We start from the raw sequence: 17,996 nt of genomic DNA, 5'->3' as shown, positions 1-17,996 counted from the left end.
CACAAGACTTTAGGAGTTAAAAGCAATTAACGTGGAGTTCGCACCAATCGCTTGATACGAAGGGTATTCTGTTATAAATCTATGCTTCTATACAGATTTGTATAGTTTTGCCTGAATTTATCGTAACAGTTTAGTTACCCATCTGTTGATACGATAACAGTCCCCGCTTCTGCGGTTGCGTAAATTTTACTGCCAATTGCTTGTAAACGCTCAACTACTTCAGCATGAGGATGACCATACTTATTTCCCTCTCCATAACTTAAAACTGTTACTTCAGGATGCACTGCTTGAATGAACTCCGCAGAGCTACTCGTGTTAGAGCCATGATGACCTGCCTTTAAGATTGTTGCTTTCACATCGTATTTCATCATCTCTTTTTCTAACTCTATTCCCGCGTCGGCCGTTAATAAAAATGATACATTGCCATATGCAATTTTTAAGACAATGGAAGCATCATTATTATCTGTTGCATTTTCATTAGCGTTTAACACCTTCACATTAATATCATCATCAAACGCTATACTATCGCCTGTTTTCGGAACATTATAAGGAATATTCTTCGTATCAATAAGTGTCAGCATCTCTTCAAAAGTTTGAGATGTATGTACCTTCCCTGAATCATAAAATTGTCCAATATCTATCGAATTTATCACAGGAATTAAACCACCGATATGGTCTGCATCAGGATGGGTTGCGACCACTATATCGATCTTGTTCACTCCAAGCTCCTTCAAATACGAAACAACCTTTTGGCCAGCTCCTTTAACGCCTCCATCAACAAGCATTGTCTTGCCATTTGGCGATTCAATAAAAATCGAATCTCCTTGTCCTACATCAATAAAATGTACGCGCATTTCATGTCCCGCAGTGACGGATACTTTCTCTGTGTTTAACGTCTCCGTACAGCCTGCTAATAAAAAAATACAAAGGAGCACTACTAGTAATTTTTTCATTTACTAACTTCCTTTCTATTTTTCTATTATACAAAAAAGAGAGCTAACCACGGGCTGCTCTCTATCGTTACCTGTCTTTGTTCCACATTAATTTTTTCCCATTTGTACCCAAAACTCAAAGATCCTCTTTGTTTTCATGCGAATATAATAATAAGGTTCTTGCATTGCCTGTTGGACACTAATATTTTCATCTACCAATGATTCAACAACAGTAAAGTATTTGAGTAATTCAGGTTTATCATTTTCATCTATCGCCCCTGATAATAAGACAGTGTGTACATTCGCTAATGTTGCAGCCTTCGCCACCCCTAATGGCGCTTTCCCATGTAATGTTTGACGATCCGATTTCCCTTCACCTGTAATAATAAACTCGGCACCTTCTAAATGCTTTTGTAACTGTACTACATTAATCACAATCTCAATACCCGCATGAAAACTGCCGTTTAAAAAAGCTATTAATGCGCCTCCCATTCCCCCTGCAGCCCCTGCCCCTTTGAGGTCATGCAGTCGAATGTTAAATTGCTTTTCAACAATGTCTGCAAACTGCTTTAAGCAGCTATCAAAATAAGCAATTTGATGCTCTTTCACACCTTTTTGAGGCCCAAAAATAGCTGTTGCTCCCCGCTCTCCAATCAATGGATTATCAACATCACATGCAATAATAAATTTTGCTTTAGCTAATCGAGGATCTAGCTGACTAACATCAATTGAAGCTAAATCTAATAGTGCCGACACCCCATCAGCAATTACCGTGCCGTCTTCTTTTTTTAATTGCAGTCCAAGTGCCTTTAACATACCAATACCAGCATCATTTGTAGCACTGCCACCAATACCGATAATAAATTTCCTAAACCCTTCATTAAGAGCTGCTTTGATTAGCTGCCCCGTTCCATACGTCGATGCAAGCTCAGGATTTTTTTCCTTATCCTGTAACAGCATAATACCGGATGCCTGAGCCATTTCAATAACACATGTTTCATTATCACCAAGTACACCATATCTTGCTTCAATTTCTCTCCCCAATGGGTCAAGCACATGTTGCGAAATATATTGACCATCTGTTGAGGCAACAAGTGATTCTAGTGTACCTTCTCCACCATCTGCTACTGGTAAAATGACTGTTTCAATCGATTGATCAACATCTAAGATTCCCGCCCTCATTGCATTAGCCACCTCGATGGCCGACAAAGTCCCCTTATAGGAATCCGGACTAATAACGACTTTCATATTTTTTACCCCCAATCATTATAATTCAGACTAACAACATACTAGAGATTTATCGGAATGTTTTTTGATTTTATCGGAATATTCTGTGGATTTATCGGAATGTTTTCCAGATTTATCGGAACATTATCGAGATTTATCGGAATAAAAGAGGCAATCTGAACACCACGTCAGATTGCCATCACTTTTATGCCTTATATAATTCATCTAAAAACTCAATTTTTTTACCGATTGCATCTTCAAACGTCATAATGTAGGCAGCAGGATCCTTTGGATTATGGAACTGCGTAATTTTCCCTGTTTCAGGATGAACAAATTTAGAGGAGGCTCCACAGCCAATGCCTAAAATTGTCTGTACTTCTTCCATTATGACAATATTATAGATGCTTTCTTCGCCAGCTTTACTGTAGCCGACATTTTCTAAATTGCCTAAAATATTTTTTTGACGGTATAAATAGTACGGTACATAATCATTTTCCTTCGTCCATACTTGTGCCATATGCATCATTTGTGCAACCGTATCACGGTCAGCTACCTTGTACTTATCCTTATTACGCGTCATTTCCGATGCACGCTTAAATGATAATGTGTGTACCGTTAATGATTCTGGCTGGATTTTTGCAGATTCATCTAATGAATGCTGGAACTCCTCAATTCCTTCATTCGGTAAACCAATGATTAAATCCATATTAATATTATTCATGCCTGATTCACGTGCTAGCCAAAACTTATCAATTGTTTCTTGTACCGTATGATGACGACCAATTGCTTTCAGTGTTTCATCTGTATACGATTGTGGATTAACACTTATTCGGTCAATGCCCCATTTTTTTAACACTTCTAGTTTTTCAGGTGTAATCGTATCAGGTCTACCCGCTTCGACGGTTACTTCACGGATTGTTTCAGGATGCGGGAAAGATTCATACATCGTTTGATACAATGCATCCATTTCATCTGCCTCAATAGATGTCGGTGTACCACCACCCCAATAAATGGACGTGATTTTCATATTATTTTCCTTCAGCCATTTTCCCATTTCACGTAATTCAATATGAAGCCCATCTAAAAATGTAGCAACACGCCCTTGCTTGCGATTGCTGCCAATTGCATACGCTGGGAAAGTGCAATAAGCACATTTAGTCGGGCAAAAAGGAATGCCGATATAAATACTAATTTCTTTACCGATATCATCTATATCAGGAATCGTCACTAACTGACGAGCTACTATTTCTTTTAGTAACGCTACCTTTTCCTCTGACAGGCGGAAATCACGAATAAGAATATCTGCAATTTCTTCCTCACTCTTCCCAGCCTTTCGGAATTTATGGTAAAGCTTAGTTGGACGCACACCTGTTAAAATTCCCCATTGCTGATGCATTCCAGTATGTTGCTCTAGCACATCTAAAAATACGTGAGACAAAGCACGCTTAATACGAATATTTAGCTCACGTCCTTCAGCCCCAGTTTCGTATTGAATACGGTAATCATTCGTATAACGGTTACCGTCTACCTCTAGAACAGCTTTTGTAGATATTGAGAAATCATCCCCAACGTTATATTCGAATGACACTGTCATATCTGTTCCTTCAGACTCTACTTTTAACTTTGAATCCTCAAAAAATAAATTCGCAATATGATTTAATACGCGAATCCAATCTTCAGGATATTTTTGATCTATGTGAATAATTTTCATTTTCTTCGCTCTTTTCTCTCATAATTACAGTACCAATAGTTTAACAAATTTATATAACTTTAAGCAAAGCCACATTTTATAACAGAACATTCTGTTTAATTTCTTTCAGCGGGTGTCCAAATATCCGCTGAAAGAAATTAAAGCCTCCGGCGGATGTCACGGAAATCGGAAAGGTTTCTAGGGGATGTTAGCCTAAAACCATCGCATCCATGCGATAACGGCTAACTGACCTGCATCGGTAAAAACGCCATGTCCTGTGGCATTATCGAAATGACCGACATCGTGTCGGCCCTCGTGCAGGCCTAAGCACAAAGCCGATTCCGGACGCATTGTTTATCTGTAGCGAAAACGAAGCGACAGCAACAATTGTTTATCTGTAGCGAAAGCAAAGCGTCAGCTACAATTATGCCGAGGCATAATTTATTGATAAAAAAATCCATTTTGAAAAATTTATCAAAATGGATTTTTATCTTTTATCTTTTATCTTTCAGCCGCGTTTGTTTTGAAATTTTCTTCTTTTAGTTTAAGAATCTTTCTTAATTCCATGCTTACTTTCTCCAAGTTTTTCATATCGGTTATAAAATAAGAAACATCATTGATATACTGATCTTCCCCTTGTATTTCTAACGTTTTTGTTGATAAGTTCTTGGAATTCAAATAATGCTTTTGGAGTGCGTAGATTTCATTAGGGTTTAAATCTGTTTCTACGTTTTTCCCTAAAATATCTGCAATTTGGCCAATTTTAAATATTGTATTCGTCGATTTTGCTTGATTGATCGTTGCAGTCAAAAATTGTCTTTGTCTCTCTTCTCGTGAGTATGAAGCATTAACAGCTCTTTTTCTCATTCTTACAAATGCAAGTGCCTCTTCCCCGTTTAAATGTGCCTCTCCTTTATGAAATTCTATCCTTTGTTTTCTATCGTAAAAATTATCTTCCCAGAAATCCTCTTTTACATCTATTGTTACTCCACCTAAAGCATCGACAATATCTCTAAAGCCATCAAAGTTTACTGCAATAAAGTTATCTATCGGTATATTAAGGAATTTTTCAACTGTCTCTAATTGCAGCTTAATTGCCCCATAGCCTGTAATTGATCCGTAATTATAAGCGGAATTGATTTTATGTATACCTGTATATTCCCCTGCATTTTCTATTTTAACTCTTGCATCTCGAGGTACTGTAATTAAGTTAATTTCAGATGTATCCGGATTCAAAGTAATGACCATTTGAGTATCTGCTCGACCATCCTCCGCCTGACTAGAATAATTTTCAACACCTAATAATAGAATTGAGATTGGATCTTTTGTAAATGAAACTTCTTCTTCCCTTAGATCTGATTTATTTCCTTCCCTATTTAAATCGACCTTTGAACTATCATAGGCATTTTTAAATTTAACAAACGCATAAGCCCCATAACTAGTTACTGTTAATAATAAAATTACAATTACTAGTATGGTTATTTTTATTACTTTATTTTTAGGTTTCGCTTTTTTAGAGCTTCTTGATTTTCTTTCCAAATTAATACCTCTCTTCTGTTTGAATTCCTGAAGTAAAGTAATCTCCGTTGATAAAGACGTTGTTTGTTCATTCAAGTTTCCTTAAATGAATATAATTGGAAATTAAAAATTAAAAAAATCCCTTTAAAGGCAACCCTACCTTTACAGGGATTTTTTGAGTTATTTTAAGTATTCCTCTACAAATTCAATTGGTACATATGTTTTATTTGCTTCTAACAAAGCAGGTGCTGCCTTAAGTGGGCGTAACGCTTTGTTATAACCAAACATTTTTTCACCACGAGTTATTGTGTAAGATAAATTACCTTTTGATACAATTGCACCTTTACCTGTCGACTCAACTTTATAGCCAAGCTTTTCGGCAATCAAACGCAACGGAACCATTTTTGTTCCATCTACTTCATAATAATCTGTCGCGATTATTTGTGCTATTTCCGCTTGTACAGTATTTTCTGTTGTATTTTCAGACTCGTCATCAAGAACAATTACTTTCGAAGGTGTTGTTTGAGCTGGGATACTTTTTGTTGAGGCTGTATAGAAAACAACTAAGTTCTTCTCTGTTAAATCTTTAGCTGCAACTTTCTCTCCCTTTGTATTTAAAAGCTCCGTGTTTTCACCAATGATTAATTTGAGCATATCATAAGTATTTGTTAGGTTTTCAAAGAAGTAATCAACTTCAACAAATCCAGTTTCCTCAGTTTCAACAATGACAACATCAGGATTGAATTGTGGTGGATAAATTAATTTTTGTGGCTTGTTTGCAAATGTATAAGCTACTACTTTATCCCCTTCTTTAAGTTCCACTTTTTTACCTGTATTATCGAAAACAAGTGTATCCTTTGTTATTTCTAAAATATTTGTTTGATCACCATCTTTTACTGTGAAATATGTAAGGCTTTCATTAGAATTGACTTTTTCAACTGTTCCATGAGTAGTGTTGAAAATGTGAACAGGATCAATTTGAATTTGTGGTGCTTGCTGTTCTGCCTCTGTCGAATTTTCATTTGCTGAAGCGACTGGTATTGCTACACTTCCAAATAATAATGCTGTCATTGCTACAGGTGCAAATTTTTTCATGTTCATAAAATCTCTCCTTATTATTAGGTTCATAGTAGTAGTAGGTTTAGAATGGTAAAAGTTTCATTAAAAACAGGATAAATTGTGATAAAAATTAATTCACCAGTAAATACCATTATAATTAACAATAGCGAACGGAATAATTGGATATTATTTCACCAATTGATTGTCCAATATTTTTATAGCTTTCATTACCATCTTCTGCAGTAAATTTATACAAAAAAATGCACCTCCAATTGTTAGATGGTCTGTCTAACAATTGGGGCGCAGTTCATAAATACTGGTGATTTTTCTTTTGGAGTGTCTAATACTTAATCCTTTACAATTTCCCTTAATCCTGTGATGTCGATACCGTTTAATGCTTGGGTTGCAAGGCGATCAGCTTCAGAATTTTCTTTACGTGATATAAGCTTGTACTCTGGCTGGATACTGAGCTCCTCTAACTTTGCATCAATTTTATCTGCCCAGCTAGATAAATTCTTTTCAAGTGCTGGCCATTCCCCACTCAATTGATTGATAACGACTTGGGAATCGCCAGTGAAACAAACGGGCAAATGGTGAACGTTCAATAGCTCAAGCTCGACTAGCCCTAAATAAAGCGCTGCGTATTCTGCCTCATTGTTGGATTTCAGCTCTGACGAAAAAGAATTTTGTCTTAATCGATATGGCTTGCCATTTTGCTCATAATATATCGCACAGCCTAGCCCTGATTGTTTTGTTGCAAGATCAAAGCCACCATCAAAATAGACTGTAATATTGTGTGGCTCAGTGTCAATTTCCTTTAAATATGCTTTGAGTTCCTTCAAAGACCAATTTGTATCCTGTCGATCGATACAATGCAATGATTTTACTCTCCCTGTTCGCTCCATGTCCTCGGCAAGTAGTAATGCTTGAGCTGCCGGCATTTCTTCTGAACGCAAAACAGTTTCCGCACCCTTTTTCGCTTTATAGGTCCATTCAATGATTACATGCATAGTATAACCTCCAATAGATATTGAGCCATAAATTGAAAACGTGCTCCGGCTTGCGGAAACACGTTTTTCTTCTTACTTGTTATATGTGCAACTATTAGTATTTTTATGCCTAAGAAAGCTGTTTGATCAGCTCGATACTCTAGGTTGTGACGCTAGAACCTGTTGTTCTGCTGCTTGGATATTGAACTTCGCCGCTAAATCATGCTTTTCCGCCGCTTTGATGCCGAACTTCGCCGCTAAATCATGCTTTTCCGCCGCTTTGATGCTGATCTTCGCCGCTAAATCATGCTTTTCCGCCGCTTTGATGCTGATCTTCGCCGCCAAATCATGCTTTTCCGCCGCTTTGATGTTCTTCTTCGCTGTTAAAATTCTTCATACAATACTTGAATAGGTTTTATTAAGATGCGGTTTACTTCTTCAATTATTTTACTTAGATTCATTTCTGCCTCAAGCATTGCAGAAATTTTTGCATTTTGCTGTGCAAGTTGTGCCGTTTTTTGTGCGTATATAAGTTCATCTTCCAGTATTTCTTCGCCAGTTAATTGCTTGTTCTGTAGGTCCATTTGCACCTTACGGAAACTTTGGAATAGATTTAAAGCCTCTTTATCTTCCTTAACAACTGTCACTGCTTCTTTTAACGCTTCAAATTCAGGTGTTTTACGGAAAGTTGCCTCTAACGTATTAATTTCATTGTAAATATTAATCATAAACATATTTCTCCTTTTTAAATAAAGTAAACAATTAACCCTTGCACAATCCCAATCAATCCACCAAGAACTGCACCAAGTACTGTAATCATTTTAAACTCTCGCTTTGAAATACCTAGTACAAGTTCCTCTAATTTCTCTACAGGGAAAGAATCTACCTGCTCACGTACAACTTCTTGTAAATTTAAGCGTTCCAACACATCTTCTAATTTCTCTTCAGCTTTTACAAAAGCTTTTTCAATGGCTTGTGGAATCACTGTTTCTTTCATCCATGAATTACCTTCTGGCCAGTAATGTGATATAGGATAATTCAAGCGCTCTTCAACTGCTAATTGTTCTTTAACGTAAGTTTGCAATTTCGATAATATTTGTTCAAAGCGAATATCCTGTAAGAAATCCATTGCCGGGCGATCTTTTAATTTCTCCAATTCCTGAGTAAAAATTTTCGTTAATAATGCTGATGTTCCTGGTTTCTGTAAAAATTTTATAAGCTCACGCTGAACCTTTGACATGAGTGACGAAGAATCACCTAAAAACATATTAATCATTCCACCAAGTGATCCTTTTGACGATAAAAAGTCATCAATCATCGCCTTAATTGTCAGTTCTCCCTCAGGTGATAAAAAATAATCCTCACCTTTTTCTAAAATATGATCTACCGCTACTGGTATCTTTGCATCGATAGTATTTTGAATATCTGCTGATAATAGTGTACGAATTGATTTCGTTGATAGTGTATTCTTAACTGACTCAAATTGTCCCTCAACAATTGCTTCTACCTTCTGTTCAATTGTTGTTGGCATGTTGGAAAATCCAGCTAATGATAGCCAATCTTGAATTGTTTTATCATTTGTAAAAATCGTTTCTTCTACCTTTGTTTGTACAAACTGTTCTACCTTTTCCTGAATATCCTTTGAGAAAAATTTCTTTCTAAAGGTTTCAGGTGTTAATAAATAATTCACAACCGTAAGTCCAAGTTGCTTCGCTAATTCGTCACGGCGTTTTGGAATAAGACCTGGTGTAAAAGGCACTCGCCAATTTTTAATGTATATAGCTTTGTGTGGTCGAAAAAGCATTTTAATGGCTAGGTGATTCGTAACACCACCAATTGCAGCTCCAATGACTGCCATAAATATTAATGTCACTAGAAAATTATCCATTAGTATCCTCTCATTTCAATTGTATTCACTATTGGCGTATTTTGTCGCCTGCTGCACTCATTATAGCAGAGCAATGATTTTCTACGAAAGAAATACCCCCTATTAAGTGTATAGATTAACTATTTTTATCTATTTTCATTAAATTGAAGATGGCGATTTCCGCTGTGGCCTACTCGCTTCCATTTGCTAACTATCAAAAATAGGAATGTGATTTATTGAAACTTATGTTATTTATATAAGTTGATCTTCGTTCCGACTGGGCGACTCTTTGGGGATTAGCGATAGAGGAACAAAAATCAACCACACATTATGATTATGTATAAGCATATACACCGTCAATCACAATGTGCCCGAAAATGAATAGTTGCAAAATTACCTTTATCCTTGAATAATATTAACTACATATATTAGGAAATGGGGTTTGGTTATGATTCAGCATTTTAGCTTTAAGCCTTTATTTGAAAATTCTCAGCTCCCAGGTTGGTCTATTTCGTTCTTTTATCAACGCGAACGTTATACAGCAGAGTACTTAAAAGATGGTGTTATACAATGGAATGGACCTATCCCTCCAAACGAAGGGGAAGTTAAAAAAATGATTCATGAGCTTATGTTGTATCATGTTTACGACTGATCAATTTCGCCTTGGCGTAGCTGTCGCTACAAAAATACACGCTATATAAAAAGTAGTATTTCTCTGTGCCTACACTGCATAAAAACACCTATTTTTTACTAATTTCTGCGCTGCTATTATCGTAAATTGTTTAAGTATATTGAAATTCCCTTATTTTTCTTATACATTTAGGATATTAAGTATTAAAGGTTTTTTATGCAGGAGGCTATTACAATGAGTAACGTCACTCTTACTGATGACTTAAACAGTTATAATTCAAAAATATTAATTCGCGCAAAAGTAAAAGAAGTTTTTTCCGAATTTTCCGCTAAAATTTTCGAGTTAGTAAATGAGGCTGAATCTATTGATAGTAAAAAATTCGAGGCTCTTTCTGGCTTTAAAAGTGATTTCTACAATGAATACTGCAGTCAATTAAAAGGCTTTTTTGATTCATCAGCTAGTACTTTCGGAAAAAGATCTGTAAAAAATATGTATTTAACGTATAAAGACGAAAATTATATTTTTACACAGCAAGGTATAACAGAAAAAGCACCTGTTACAATTTCACTTTACTCAGGTGAGATACCGTTAAAAGAAACGCTATACGATGTGGAAAAAGCGTGCTTGAAATTACGTTTTCAACAAAAATAAATAATCAAAGTAGAAGGAGCCGTCTCGTATGAATGAGACGGCTCCTTTTTTGTTGCTATTAAAAATAATTCATTTAAAAAAATCCGCAAGTAAAGCTCTCTTGAGATTTTTGACGTGTCGTTTTATATGAGATGCAAATGCTTCTTTCTCTAAACAAACTATCTTCTTTGCTCCATTTAAAGTTAGCATAACAAATTTTTATTTTCAATCTTTTGGTGTTTGAAATTATTAATTTCTTCACTTTACGGTTTGAAAATCAAGTAAAAAAAAGTTGTCAATATTTGTGTTTTGCCTGTAAATATTTTATGATTAAATCATTCTACAATTTTTTTAAATCATAGGAGGTGTACACTTTGTTTACCTCCCTCATTCGGGCGGGGACAAAGGAATTATTTGGACGGAGACATAATGGAAATAACCATAAGGTTGGTGGCATTTGCCCTACTAATAATAATGACAGGATTTTTCGTTGCAACCGAATTTGCAATCGTTAAAGTAAGATCTACACGTATTGATCAATTGCTAGCAGAAGGGAATAAAAAAGCAAAAAATGCAAAACGTGTAATTTCAGATTTAGATGAATACTTATCTGCATGTCAATTAGGTATTACGATCACTGCTTTAGGTCTAGGTTGGCTTGGTGAACCTACATTTAAGATTATCTTGAATCCAGTGTTTGAATTTCTAAATTTGAGTGAAAATTTTACTACTGTCCTTTCATTTATACTTGCATTCTCGATTGTAACTTTTATGCATGTAGTTATGGGGGAATTGGCGCCAAAAACACTTGCCATCCAAAAAGCAGAATTTGTAACATTAAACTTATCTGGCCCATTAATTTTATTCCACAACATTACCTATCCAATCATTAAGTTGTTGAACGGATCTGCACGTGGCTTAACTGGCCTTTTCGGCTTAAAAATGATGTCAGAATCAGAAGTAGCCCATACTGAAGAAGAGTTACGTATGATTTTGTCGGATAGTTTAAAAGGTGGAGAAATTAATACTTCAGAATATGAATATGTGAACAGTATTTTTGAGTTCTCTGATCGTCTTGCAAAAGAAATCATGGTCCCACGTACTGAAATCGTCGGTATTGAAAAAGAACTAACGATTAGAGAAGTTTTCGATTTAATGGGCGTTGAGCAATATACCCGTTACCCAATTATCGATGGTGACAAAGACCATATTATTGGCTTAGTGAATATGAAGCACTTATTAACTGCTTATATTAAAGACTCAGCAAATGGCGATAAACTAGTTATTGACTATATGCAGCCGATTATTCGCGTAATGGAAACAACGCAAATTAACGATTTGTTACTAAAAATACAGCGTGAACGTATTCATATGGCCATTTTAATGGATGAATATGGCGGAACATCTGGTCTAGTTACGATTGAAGATATTATTGAGGAAATTGTCGGCGACATTCAAGATGAATTCGATGAGGACGAAATTCCAGAGGTTCAGGAAATTGCAGAAAATCATTTTATTTTAGATGCTAAGATGCTAGTTGAAAACGTTAATGATATGCTAGGTACTGACATAGAAGATGATGATATTGATACAATCGGTGGTTGGTTCATGACAAAGCGCTTTGATGCGCTCGAAGGAGACAGTATTGAAGAACAAGGTTATGAATTTATCGCAAAAGAATTAGATGTTCACCATATTTTATACTTAGAAGTTCTGAAATTACCTGAACGTGATTTATCAAATGACATCGGTGAAGTAAATGACTAAAATTAATTATGCCTTGGCATAATTGCGTTCGGATTCGGCTTTGTACTTGCACAAAGCATGAGTTCTACTATTTCAGCGGATGTTTGGACAAGCGCTGAAAGAAGATAAATTGCCTTATAGTATTTGCCTTGGTAAGATACTAATCGCGCTTGTATGATTCAGGCGATAAAATTAATATTTTGCTCACAACCTATAATGGCAAGAGCTTCTACTGAAATAAAATAAATATATACAAAAAAAACGACTCACCTTACACGAGAAGGGGGTCGTTTTATCATGCTCGAAAGTTTTGTGAGGAGGAAACAAAACTATAGAAATCTTTTGGGAAGCAGTTCAAAGCCTCACAGATGCCTTTGACATTGAAGAAGTCGAAACATTATCCGTTTTAATCCGCAATGTTGACGGAGTGATCGTGCTCATGGCAACATGCATTTTATAGATGTAACAGTTACCGTCGATCCTTACTTAAATGTCTTTGAAAGTCACCGAATCAATCACATCTCTTTATTCATTGAAAGAGCTATTAAAGTTCTTTAAGGTTTATGGTTCACCAATTCCCATTGCTAAAAGTAATAGAAAAGCAAAAACCAAAACTAATACATTTGCGATTAGACCGATCAAACCAAAAATACGTAGTTTAGACATTATCAAAGCGATTACAGCAAATATAATACCAATTATTGATAAAATGCTAAAAACAGTAATACCAAAATAAATATCAAAATCAGGCCCTCTTTTTATATAGAAAAAGATAACACTTATTATCGCGGGTAATATAGATGTAACACTTAAAATGTCTCCTGTTTTTCTCCTAGTCAAACAACTAATCCCTCCCTCAGTTGTCTTTATTCCCTTCTTGCAGCAATAAACGGCTCTTCACCATAACGTGGTTCGCTACTTAGCAACCATCACCAGAATATTCCTTCTCATCATTATACAGAAACAAATTTATAGAAGTGTATGCCTTTACACTATTTCAAATGTAAAATTTTCAACGTAAACAAGCTTCCTATCCATCATAGATAGGAAGCTTAACTTGTTTAAAATAAATTTATTTAATGGCAATATAAATATCGACCTGAGCTTCTTGTGGGTTGGCACATCGTTCATCGTACATTTCAAAGTCACCTGTGTATGTTCGTTCTACATCTGAGCTTGCGAACCAAGCCCAGACATCCTGCCAAGCTTTTACGACGACTTCTTCAAATGGACCTTTGTCAGAAGTAAAAACTAAATATTTAGCAGCTGGCACTGTTTTGGCAACCATACCTTCTGGAATTTCGTTGGTAGCTAATACTTCCACTCCAAGTGTAATTGAATACTCTCCATTAACATCCGTTTCGTAATCAGAATACAGACCATACGTTACTTGATTTACTGCATTAGCTATTTGTCCTACAACATCTTGTTGATAAAAGTTCGTCCATAATTGCGGGATTTTTGCTTGAGAGGTAATTTCATTTGCATTACTTGTTCGTGCTGAAATTCCTACGATTTGAAATGATTCTTTATTCATCACAACTGGTTCTTTTATGTCATGTTTTCTCCATCTTTTTAAGTTTGGTAAAAAAGAAATCAACATTTGGCGTGCTTCCTCTTCCACCATGCCATCTTGCTTTAAATGAGGCAAACAAATTTCAATCATTTCGTGAACTGTTAGATTCGGCTGCTTGAACTCTCCTAATTCATAACAATATGTGCAATAATCCTGATTTTTGTGTCCTTCTTTTTCTGTACCAAGTAATGCTTCATCCACTAATGGCATTCCACAGCTTTGACAATAACTTTGCATTATTAAATCCACCCTTCTTTCTATTTGTTATGACTATAACAAAGGAAACCTGACATCTGTATGTCATCAATTGCGTCGAAGTTAAATTTATTTATACAACTCAACAATTTCCTGGGCTCGTTTTAATACAATCTCTCTTATATGAAGTGGTTCCAAAACTTTTAGGCGATGGCCAAAGCTAAGAAGAAAGCCATATAGCCATTCATCCTCAGGCAATGCAATTTTTATAGTTGAACTCTCAATATCTACATGGTCAGCGCCAAATGATTCTTCTACTAATGTCGTTATTGCAGAATCGAAAGCTAACGTAAGGTTTACTATATTTTGAGGGCGATGCCACTCTTTATCCCATGGGAGTTCAGATAAGTTGACTTCTTTGCGCTGGAATGTTATTATCTCTGCTTTTATATCTTTCATTCTAGAAATTTTAAATAAGCGAAAATCTTCTCTCAATGTGCAATAGCCATAAACATACCAAACTTTTCCCTTTTGTACTAAAGTGTGCGGCTCTAATAATCGCCTTGTTATACGACCATGTGTAGTAGAATACGTAAAGCTTATACAATGCTCGTGTTCAATCGCATTTTTTAATAACGTGATCTGTTCCTTAAAAATAACATTTGGCCCCCAAGGACTAAGGTCAATAAATAGTTGATCGATAGATTGTTTAACTTTCTCATCCGCAACACCTGTTAATTTTTCAAGTACTGCTTCAGCATGTGAATCATCGTATGTTGTCAGCGCACTTTTAATGGCAATAGAAAGTGAAGTAAGCTCCTCCTTCGTCAGCACCTGCTTATCAACACGATAGCCATCAATTAAACTAATCCCACCATTAACCCCCTGCTGGCTAATAACAGGAACCCCAGCACAGCTCAATGTTTCAATATCTCGATAAATAGTACGAACTGACACATTAAATAAATCGGCAAGCTCCTGGGCTGTCACCTTTTTACGATTTATTAAAATCATTGTCATCGTTAAAAGACGCTCTAATTTCATATTTGTACTCCTTTACGATAAATTCTATTTGTCCTATGCTAATTGCGTTTTACCTACTTATTCCCTATCTATTTTAAGTATTTTTTGAGTTTTATTTAAGTCAATATAAAAACAACTTAGGTCTTATAATCAGCGCTATTAAACGGAGACTTCTATAGCTGACGCTCCGTTTTCGCTACCAAAACACTTGCTGAAAGAAGTTAAAAAAATATCATTCATTAAAAAACGACGGGCTACTACAATTTGTAGGAACTCGCCGTTTTACTTATTTTTTTATATTTTATACACCACTACCCTCTGTTAGCCCGTGCTTCACAGCATAAAGAGCCGCCTGAGTACGATCCTGCACTTGTAGCTTTGCGAAAATATTAGAAATATGAGTTTTCACTGTTTTTTCTGTAACGAATAAAGAGGACGCAATTTCTCGATTACTTTTCCCTTTTGTGAGCTCTGCAAGCACATCCTGTTCACGAGGTGTTAGTGGATTTAAAACGTGAGGTGCATTTTTTGATTCTTGACGGTCCATTTCAAGAGTCGTTGTTGCTTCCGGATGTAAAGTATTTTCGCCTCGCATAATACGACGAATGGATAATACCAGCTCATCAGGTTCAATATCTTTCAACTGATAGCCTGCAGCTCCTGCCTCCATAGCTGGCACCACATGATCACGGTCTGAAAAGCTTGTCAGCATTAGAATTTCTATTTGTGGAAACTTAGCTTTAATGCGCTTCGTTGCCTGAATGCCATCCATCTCTGGCATTACCAGGTCCATGAGAATAATATCTGGCTGTATACTTTCTGCTAAAGCTACTGCCTCTAATCCATTTTTCGCTTCTCCTACAACTTCAATATCTTTCTGTGTTTTTAAGAAAAATAATAATCCACGACGCACTACATGATGGTCATCTGCGATTAAAACACGTATCATACTCTTCCCCCCTAATATGGCAAGCGGATTAACAGCTCTGTTCCTTTGCCAATTTCACTAACCCAGTCAGCTGAGCCACCAACTGATTTTGCACGATCCTTTATGGATTGCAAGCCTATTGAAAGTAGCTTCGTGTTATTATCGATGACGAAGCCTCGTCCCTCATCACGAATAACAAGTAAAATATCTGTAGAAGTAACCGTAATATAAAGTGCAGCCTCCAGAACACCAGCATGACGACGAACATTATTAAGTGCTTCTTGGGCTACCCGAAACAATGTTTCTTCTATACGTGATGGGAATTGCAGAACACCTGAGACCGTAACATGAAGCTTCAAGCCAAGCATTTCAGCATACACTTTTATCGCTTCAAGTAAACCATTTTCTAATCCTTTTGGACGAAGCTGCCAAATGAGAGCACGCATTTCTGTTAAGGCATCCTGTGTTAAGTGCTGAATCTCCTTAAACGTTTCCTTTACATCACTATCGTTTGTCATTTCAATACCAGCTCTCGCCGTTAATGTAACCGAAAAAAGTAGCTGATTCACGGAATCATGTAAATCTCGAGCTAGACGATTGCGCTCCTTCACAAGTGCCATTTCCTGCTCCTGCTTTGTCAGTAAAATACGCTTAATGGCTGATCCCATCTGAAATGCAACCGATTCAAGTAATGCTAGCTCTTCCTCTGAAAAACGCACGGTATCCTTAGTTGCGACATTTAAGACACCAAAACGCTCTTGTCCAGATTGAAGCGGTACTGTCGCATGATGTGTAATGCCTTCGTGATCGCCAACATTTGCTGCAATTGCACTTTCAATACGTTGACATTCAATAATATTCGAGGCTTTTTTTAATTCCTCATTACGATAGCGGGAAACACACCAACAGCCTCCCTTTTTTAAATAATGGCAATTTTTATACTCCAGTGCTTCTGGTAAATTGACGTGGACAATAAGCTCTGACCGCCCTTTTTCATCGATAAAAAAAACCCAACCTGTTTCAAAATTTGTGCCATTTAAAAATTTCAAAAGTGCTCCCTTTAACATCGACACAATTTCAGTTTCTTCGTTTAATAACTCTGCAATCTCTTTTAAAATACCAATATTGGAATGATCATTCTCCCTCACAAAAACACCTCTTCTTTGGCATTACTAATTTTAATGATAACATTTCAAAGTCTGGAACGTCTGCCTCAGCCATTCATACTTTAGACTGAACTTTTTTTAACTTCTTTCAGCAGGTGTCCAAACATCTGCTGCTGACGCTACGCTTTCGCGCAAAAAACATCTGTACCTGTCGCTACGCTTTCGGTACAGAAGACATCCGCTGAAATAGAGGAACTCAGTCTAACAACGCCCCGTCCTATGGCAAATTATCTGTGCGAATGCAAAGCGACAGCAATAATTATGCCAAGGCATAATTGATAGAAAATACCTTATTTTGCGTAAGTTAATTTACATATAAAACTAGAACAACTATAATCGAACAAGTACATGGTTATACTAAGGAGAGAATTTATATGTCTAAAAAAGTGGAAAATGGCTTATTATTTATTTGGATTGTCTCTGTCGTTGCAACACTAGGTTCCTTATACTTTTCTGAAATTCGTCATTATGAACCTTGTAAAATGTGTTGGTTCCAACGAATTTTCATGTATCCAATTGTTATTATGACAACTATTGCCTTTATTCAAAAAAATGCACGTATTGCTGTAACAACTGCTGTTTTTGCCATTATGGGAGGCAGTATATCACTTTACCATTATGGTATTCAAAAGCTTAGTTTTTTAGCTGAAACGGCTCCTTCTTGTGGTCTTGTTTCATGTACTGGTCAATATATTAACTGGTTAGGTTTTATCACAATCCCATTTTTAGCGCTAACTGCATTTATTTTAATTGCAGGGGCAAGCTTTTATGTAATGAAGGCTGCTAAAACAGCAAATTAATTTCGAGACCGTGTTCTAC

The 17,996-nt window shown here is 36.2% G+C and carries 18 protein-coding genes; 4 read left to right on the top strand and 14 right to left on the bottom strand.

Annotated features, from left to right (window positions below):
- Positions 1–134: 134 nt before the first annotated feature.
- From ACQKMV_RS21980 to ACQKMV_RS21940, 9 genes are all read right to left on the bottom strand, one after another.
- Positions 135–953 carry an MBL fold metallo-hydrolase gene (locus ACQKMV_RS21980; protein WP_427506479.1) on the bottom strand — a complete coding sequence of 273 codons (819 nt, stop codon included), beginning with the start codon at positions 951–953 and terminating at the stop codon, positions 135–137.
- 87 nt (positions 954–1,040) lie between these two features.
- A complete protein-coding gene (locus ACQKMV_RS21975; protein WP_427506478.1) occupies positions 1,041–2,180 on the bottom strand; it encodes a glycerate kinase in 1,140 nt (379 codons plus the stop codon).
- A 184-nt stretch (positions 2,181–2,364) separates the two neighbouring features.
- Positions 2,365–3,870, bottom strand: a complete 1,506-nt coding sequence (locus ACQKMV_RS21970) for a coproporphyrinogen III oxidase (protein ID WP_427506476.1) — start codon at positions 3,868–3,870, stop codon at positions 2,365–2,367.
- A gap of 480 nt (positions 3,871–4,350) precedes the next feature.
- Positions 4,351–5,388, bottom strand: a complete 1,038-nt coding sequence (locus tag ACQKMV_RS21965) for an LCP family protein (protein ID WP_427506474.1) — start codon at positions 5,386–5,388, stop codon at positions 4,351–4,353.
- A gap of 159 nt (positions 5,389–5,547) precedes the next feature.
- A complete protein-coding gene (locus ACQKMV_RS21960; RefSeq protein ID WP_427506472.1) occupies positions 5,548–6,468 on the bottom strand; it encodes a stalk domain-containing protein in 921 nt (306 codons plus the stop codon).
- A 305-nt stretch (positions 6,469–6,773) separates the two neighbouring features.
- Complete coding sequence (locus tag ACQKMV_RS21955; protein WP_427506470.1) at positions 6,774–7,436, bottom strand: ribonuclease H family protein; 663 nt, start codon at positions 7,434–7,436, stop codon at positions 6,774–6,776.
- Positions 7,437–7,562: 126 nt separating this feature from the next.
- Positions 7,563–7,760 carry a hypothetical protein gene (locus ACQKMV_RS21950; protein WP_427506469.1) on the bottom strand — a complete coding sequence of 66 codons (198 nt, stop codon included), beginning with the start codon at positions 7,758–7,760 and terminating at the stop codon, positions 7,563–7,565.
- Positions 7,761–7,798: 38 nt separating this feature from the next.
- A complete protein-coding gene (locus ACQKMV_RS21945; protein ID WP_427425805.1) occupies positions 7,799–8,143 on the bottom strand; it encodes a YlbF family regulator in 345 nt (114 codons plus the stop codon).
- Positions 8,144–8,160: 17 nt separating this feature from the next.
- Positions 8,161–9,303 carry a DUF445 domain-containing protein gene (locus tag ACQKMV_RS21940; protein ID WP_427506468.1) on the bottom strand — a complete coding sequence of 381 codons (1,143 nt, stop codon included), beginning with the start codon at positions 9,301–9,303 and terminating at the stop codon, positions 8,161–8,163.
- A gap of 427 nt (positions 9,304–9,730) precedes the next feature.
- Here ACQKMV_RS21940 and ACQKMV_RS21935 point away from each other — a divergent pair, with 427 nt between their 5' ends.
- The 3 genes from ACQKMV_RS21935 (at position 9,731) to ACQKMV_RS21925 (ending at position 12,310) form a co-directional block, all read left to right on the top strand.
- Positions 9,731–9,934, top strand: coding sequence for a YheE family protein (locus ACQKMV_RS21935; RefSeq protein ID WP_427506466.1), 204 nt, complete (start codon positions 9,731–9,733; stop codon positions 9,932–9,934).
- A gap of 213 nt (positions 9,935–10,147) precedes the next feature.
- Positions 10,148–10,564, top strand: a complete 417-nt coding sequence (locus ACQKMV_RS21930) for a hypothetical protein (RefSeq protein ID WP_427506464.1) — start codon at positions 10,148–10,150, stop codon at positions 10,562–10,564.
- A gap of 408 nt (positions 10,565–10,972) precedes the next feature.
- Entirely contained in the window at positions 10,973–12,310 is a 1,338-nt protein-coding gene (locus tag ACQKMV_RS21925) for a hemolysin family protein (protein WP_427506463.1), read from the top strand.
- A gap of 540 nt (positions 12,311–12,850) precedes the next feature.
- Here the strand turns inward: ACQKMV_RS21925 and ACQKMV_RS21920 are convergent.
- The 5 genes from ACQKMV_RS21920 to ACQKMV_RS21900 all read right to left on the bottom strand — a co-directional run bounded on the left by ACQKMV_RS21920 (position 12,851) and on the right by ACQKMV_RS21900 (position 17,159).
- Positions 12,851–13,129, bottom strand: a complete 279-nt coding sequence (locus ACQKMV_RS21920) for a hypothetical protein (RefSeq protein ID WP_427506461.1) — start codon at positions 13,127–13,129, stop codon at positions 12,851–12,853.
- A 232-nt stretch (positions 13,130–13,361) separates the two neighbouring features.
- Positions 13,362–14,102, bottom strand: coding sequence for an effector binding domain-containing protein (locus ACQKMV_RS21915; protein WP_427506459.1), 741 nt, complete (start codon positions 14,100–14,102; stop codon positions 13,362–13,364).
- A gap of 87 nt (positions 14,103–14,189) precedes the next feature.
- A complete protein-coding gene (locus ACQKMV_RS21910) occupies positions 14,190–15,104 on the bottom strand; it encodes a helix-turn-helix transcriptional regulator (RefSeq protein WP_427506458.1) in 915 nt (304 codons plus the stop codon).
- Between the two features lie 280 nt (positions 15,105–15,384).
- On the bottom strand, positions 15,385–16,032 hold the full coding sequence (locus tag ACQKMV_RS21905) for a response regulator (protein ID WP_427506456.1): 648 nt from the start codon (positions 16,030–16,032) through the stop codon (positions 15,385–15,387).
- Positions 16,033–16,043: 11 nt separating this feature from the next.
- Positions 16,044–17,159 (bottom strand): GAF domain-containing sensor histidine kinase, encoded by a 1,116-nt coding sequence (locus tag ACQKMV_RS21900; RefSeq protein WP_427506454.1) that lies wholly within the window; start codon positions 17,157–17,159, stop codon positions 16,044–16,046.
- Positions 17,160–17,551: 392 nt separating this feature from the next.
- Between ACQKMV_RS21900 and ACQKMV_RS21895 the strand changes: the two genes are divergently transcribed.
- Positions 17,552–17,977 (top strand): disulfide oxidoreductase, encoded by a 426-nt coding sequence (locus ACQKMV_RS21895; protein ID WP_427506453.1) that lies wholly within the window; start codon positions 17,552–17,554, stop codon positions 17,975–17,977.
- Positions 17,978–17,996 lie beyond the last annotated feature (19 nt).

The organism is Lysinibacillus sp. NPDC094403 (assembly GCF_050278745.1).
Taxonomy (GTDB): Bacteria; Bacillota; Bacilli; order Bacillales_A; family Planococcaceae; genus Lysinibacillus.
The sequence above is the reverse complement of the archived record's forward strand: the minus strand, read 5'-3'. Positions and strand labels throughout refer to the sequence as shown.

What these genes read in the sequence shown, in the direction of transcription:
- ACQKMV_RS21945 (WP_427425805.1), bottom strand. Translation starts at nt 8,143, where the DNA reads ATGATTAATATTTACAATGAAATTAATACGTTAGAGGCAACTTTCCGT.
- ACQKMV_RS21940 (WP_427506468.1), bottom strand. Translation starts at nt 9,303, where the DNA reads ATGGATAATTTTCTAGTGACATTAATATTTATGGCAGTCATTGGAGCT.
- ACQKMV_RS21915 (WP_427506459.1), bottom strand. Translation starts at nt 14,102, where the DNA reads ATGCAAAGTTATTGTCAAAGCTGTGGAATGCCATTAGTGGATGAAGCA.
- ACQKMV_RS21930 (WP_427506464.1), top strand. Translation starts at nt 10,148, where the DNA reads ATGAGTAACGTCACTCTTACTGATGACTTAAACAGTTATAATTCAAAA.
- ACQKMV_RS21975 (WP_427506478.1), bottom strand. Translation starts at nt 2,180, where the DNA reads ATGAAAGTCGTTATTAGTCCGGATTCCTATAAGGGGACTTTGTCGGCC.
- ACQKMV_RS21980 (WP_427506479.1), bottom strand. Translation starts at nt 953, where the DNA reads ATGAAAAAATTACTAGTAGTGCTCCTTTGTATTTTTTTATTAGCAGGC.
- ACQKMV_RS21960 (WP_427506472.1), bottom strand. Translation starts at nt 6,468, where the DNA reads ATGAACATGAAAAAATTTGCACCTGTAGCAATGACAGCATTATTATTT.
- ACQKMV_RS21895 (WP_427506453.1), top strand. Translation starts at nt 17,552, where the DNA reads ATGTCTAAAAAAGTGGAAAATGGCTTATTATTTATTTGGATTGTCTCT.
- ACQKMV_RS21925 (WP_427506463.1), top strand. Translation starts at nt 10,973, where the DNA reads ATGGAAATAACCATAAGGTTGGTGGCATTTGCCCTACTAATAATAATG.
- ACQKMV_RS21955 (WP_427506470.1), bottom strand. Translation starts at nt 7,436, where the DNA reads ATGCATGTAATCATTGAATGGACCTATAAAGCGAAAAAGGGTGCGGAA.
- ACQKMV_RS21935 (WP_427506466.1), top strand. Translation starts at nt 9,731, where the DNA reads ATGATTCAGCATTTTAGCTTTAAGCCTTTATTTGAAAATTCTCAGCTC.
- ACQKMV_RS21910 (WP_427506458.1), bottom strand. Translation starts at nt 15,104, where the DNA reads ATGAAATTAGAGCGTCTTTTAACGATGACAATGATTTTAATAAATCGT.
- ACQKMV_RS21905 (WP_427506456.1), bottom strand. Translation starts at nt 16,032, where the DNA reads ATGATACGTGTTTTAATCGCAGATGACCATCATGTAGTGCGTCGTGGA.
- ACQKMV_RS21970 (WP_427506476.1), bottom strand. Translation starts at nt 3,870, where the DNA reads ATGAAAATTATTCACATAGATCAAAAATATCCTGAAGATTGGATTCGC.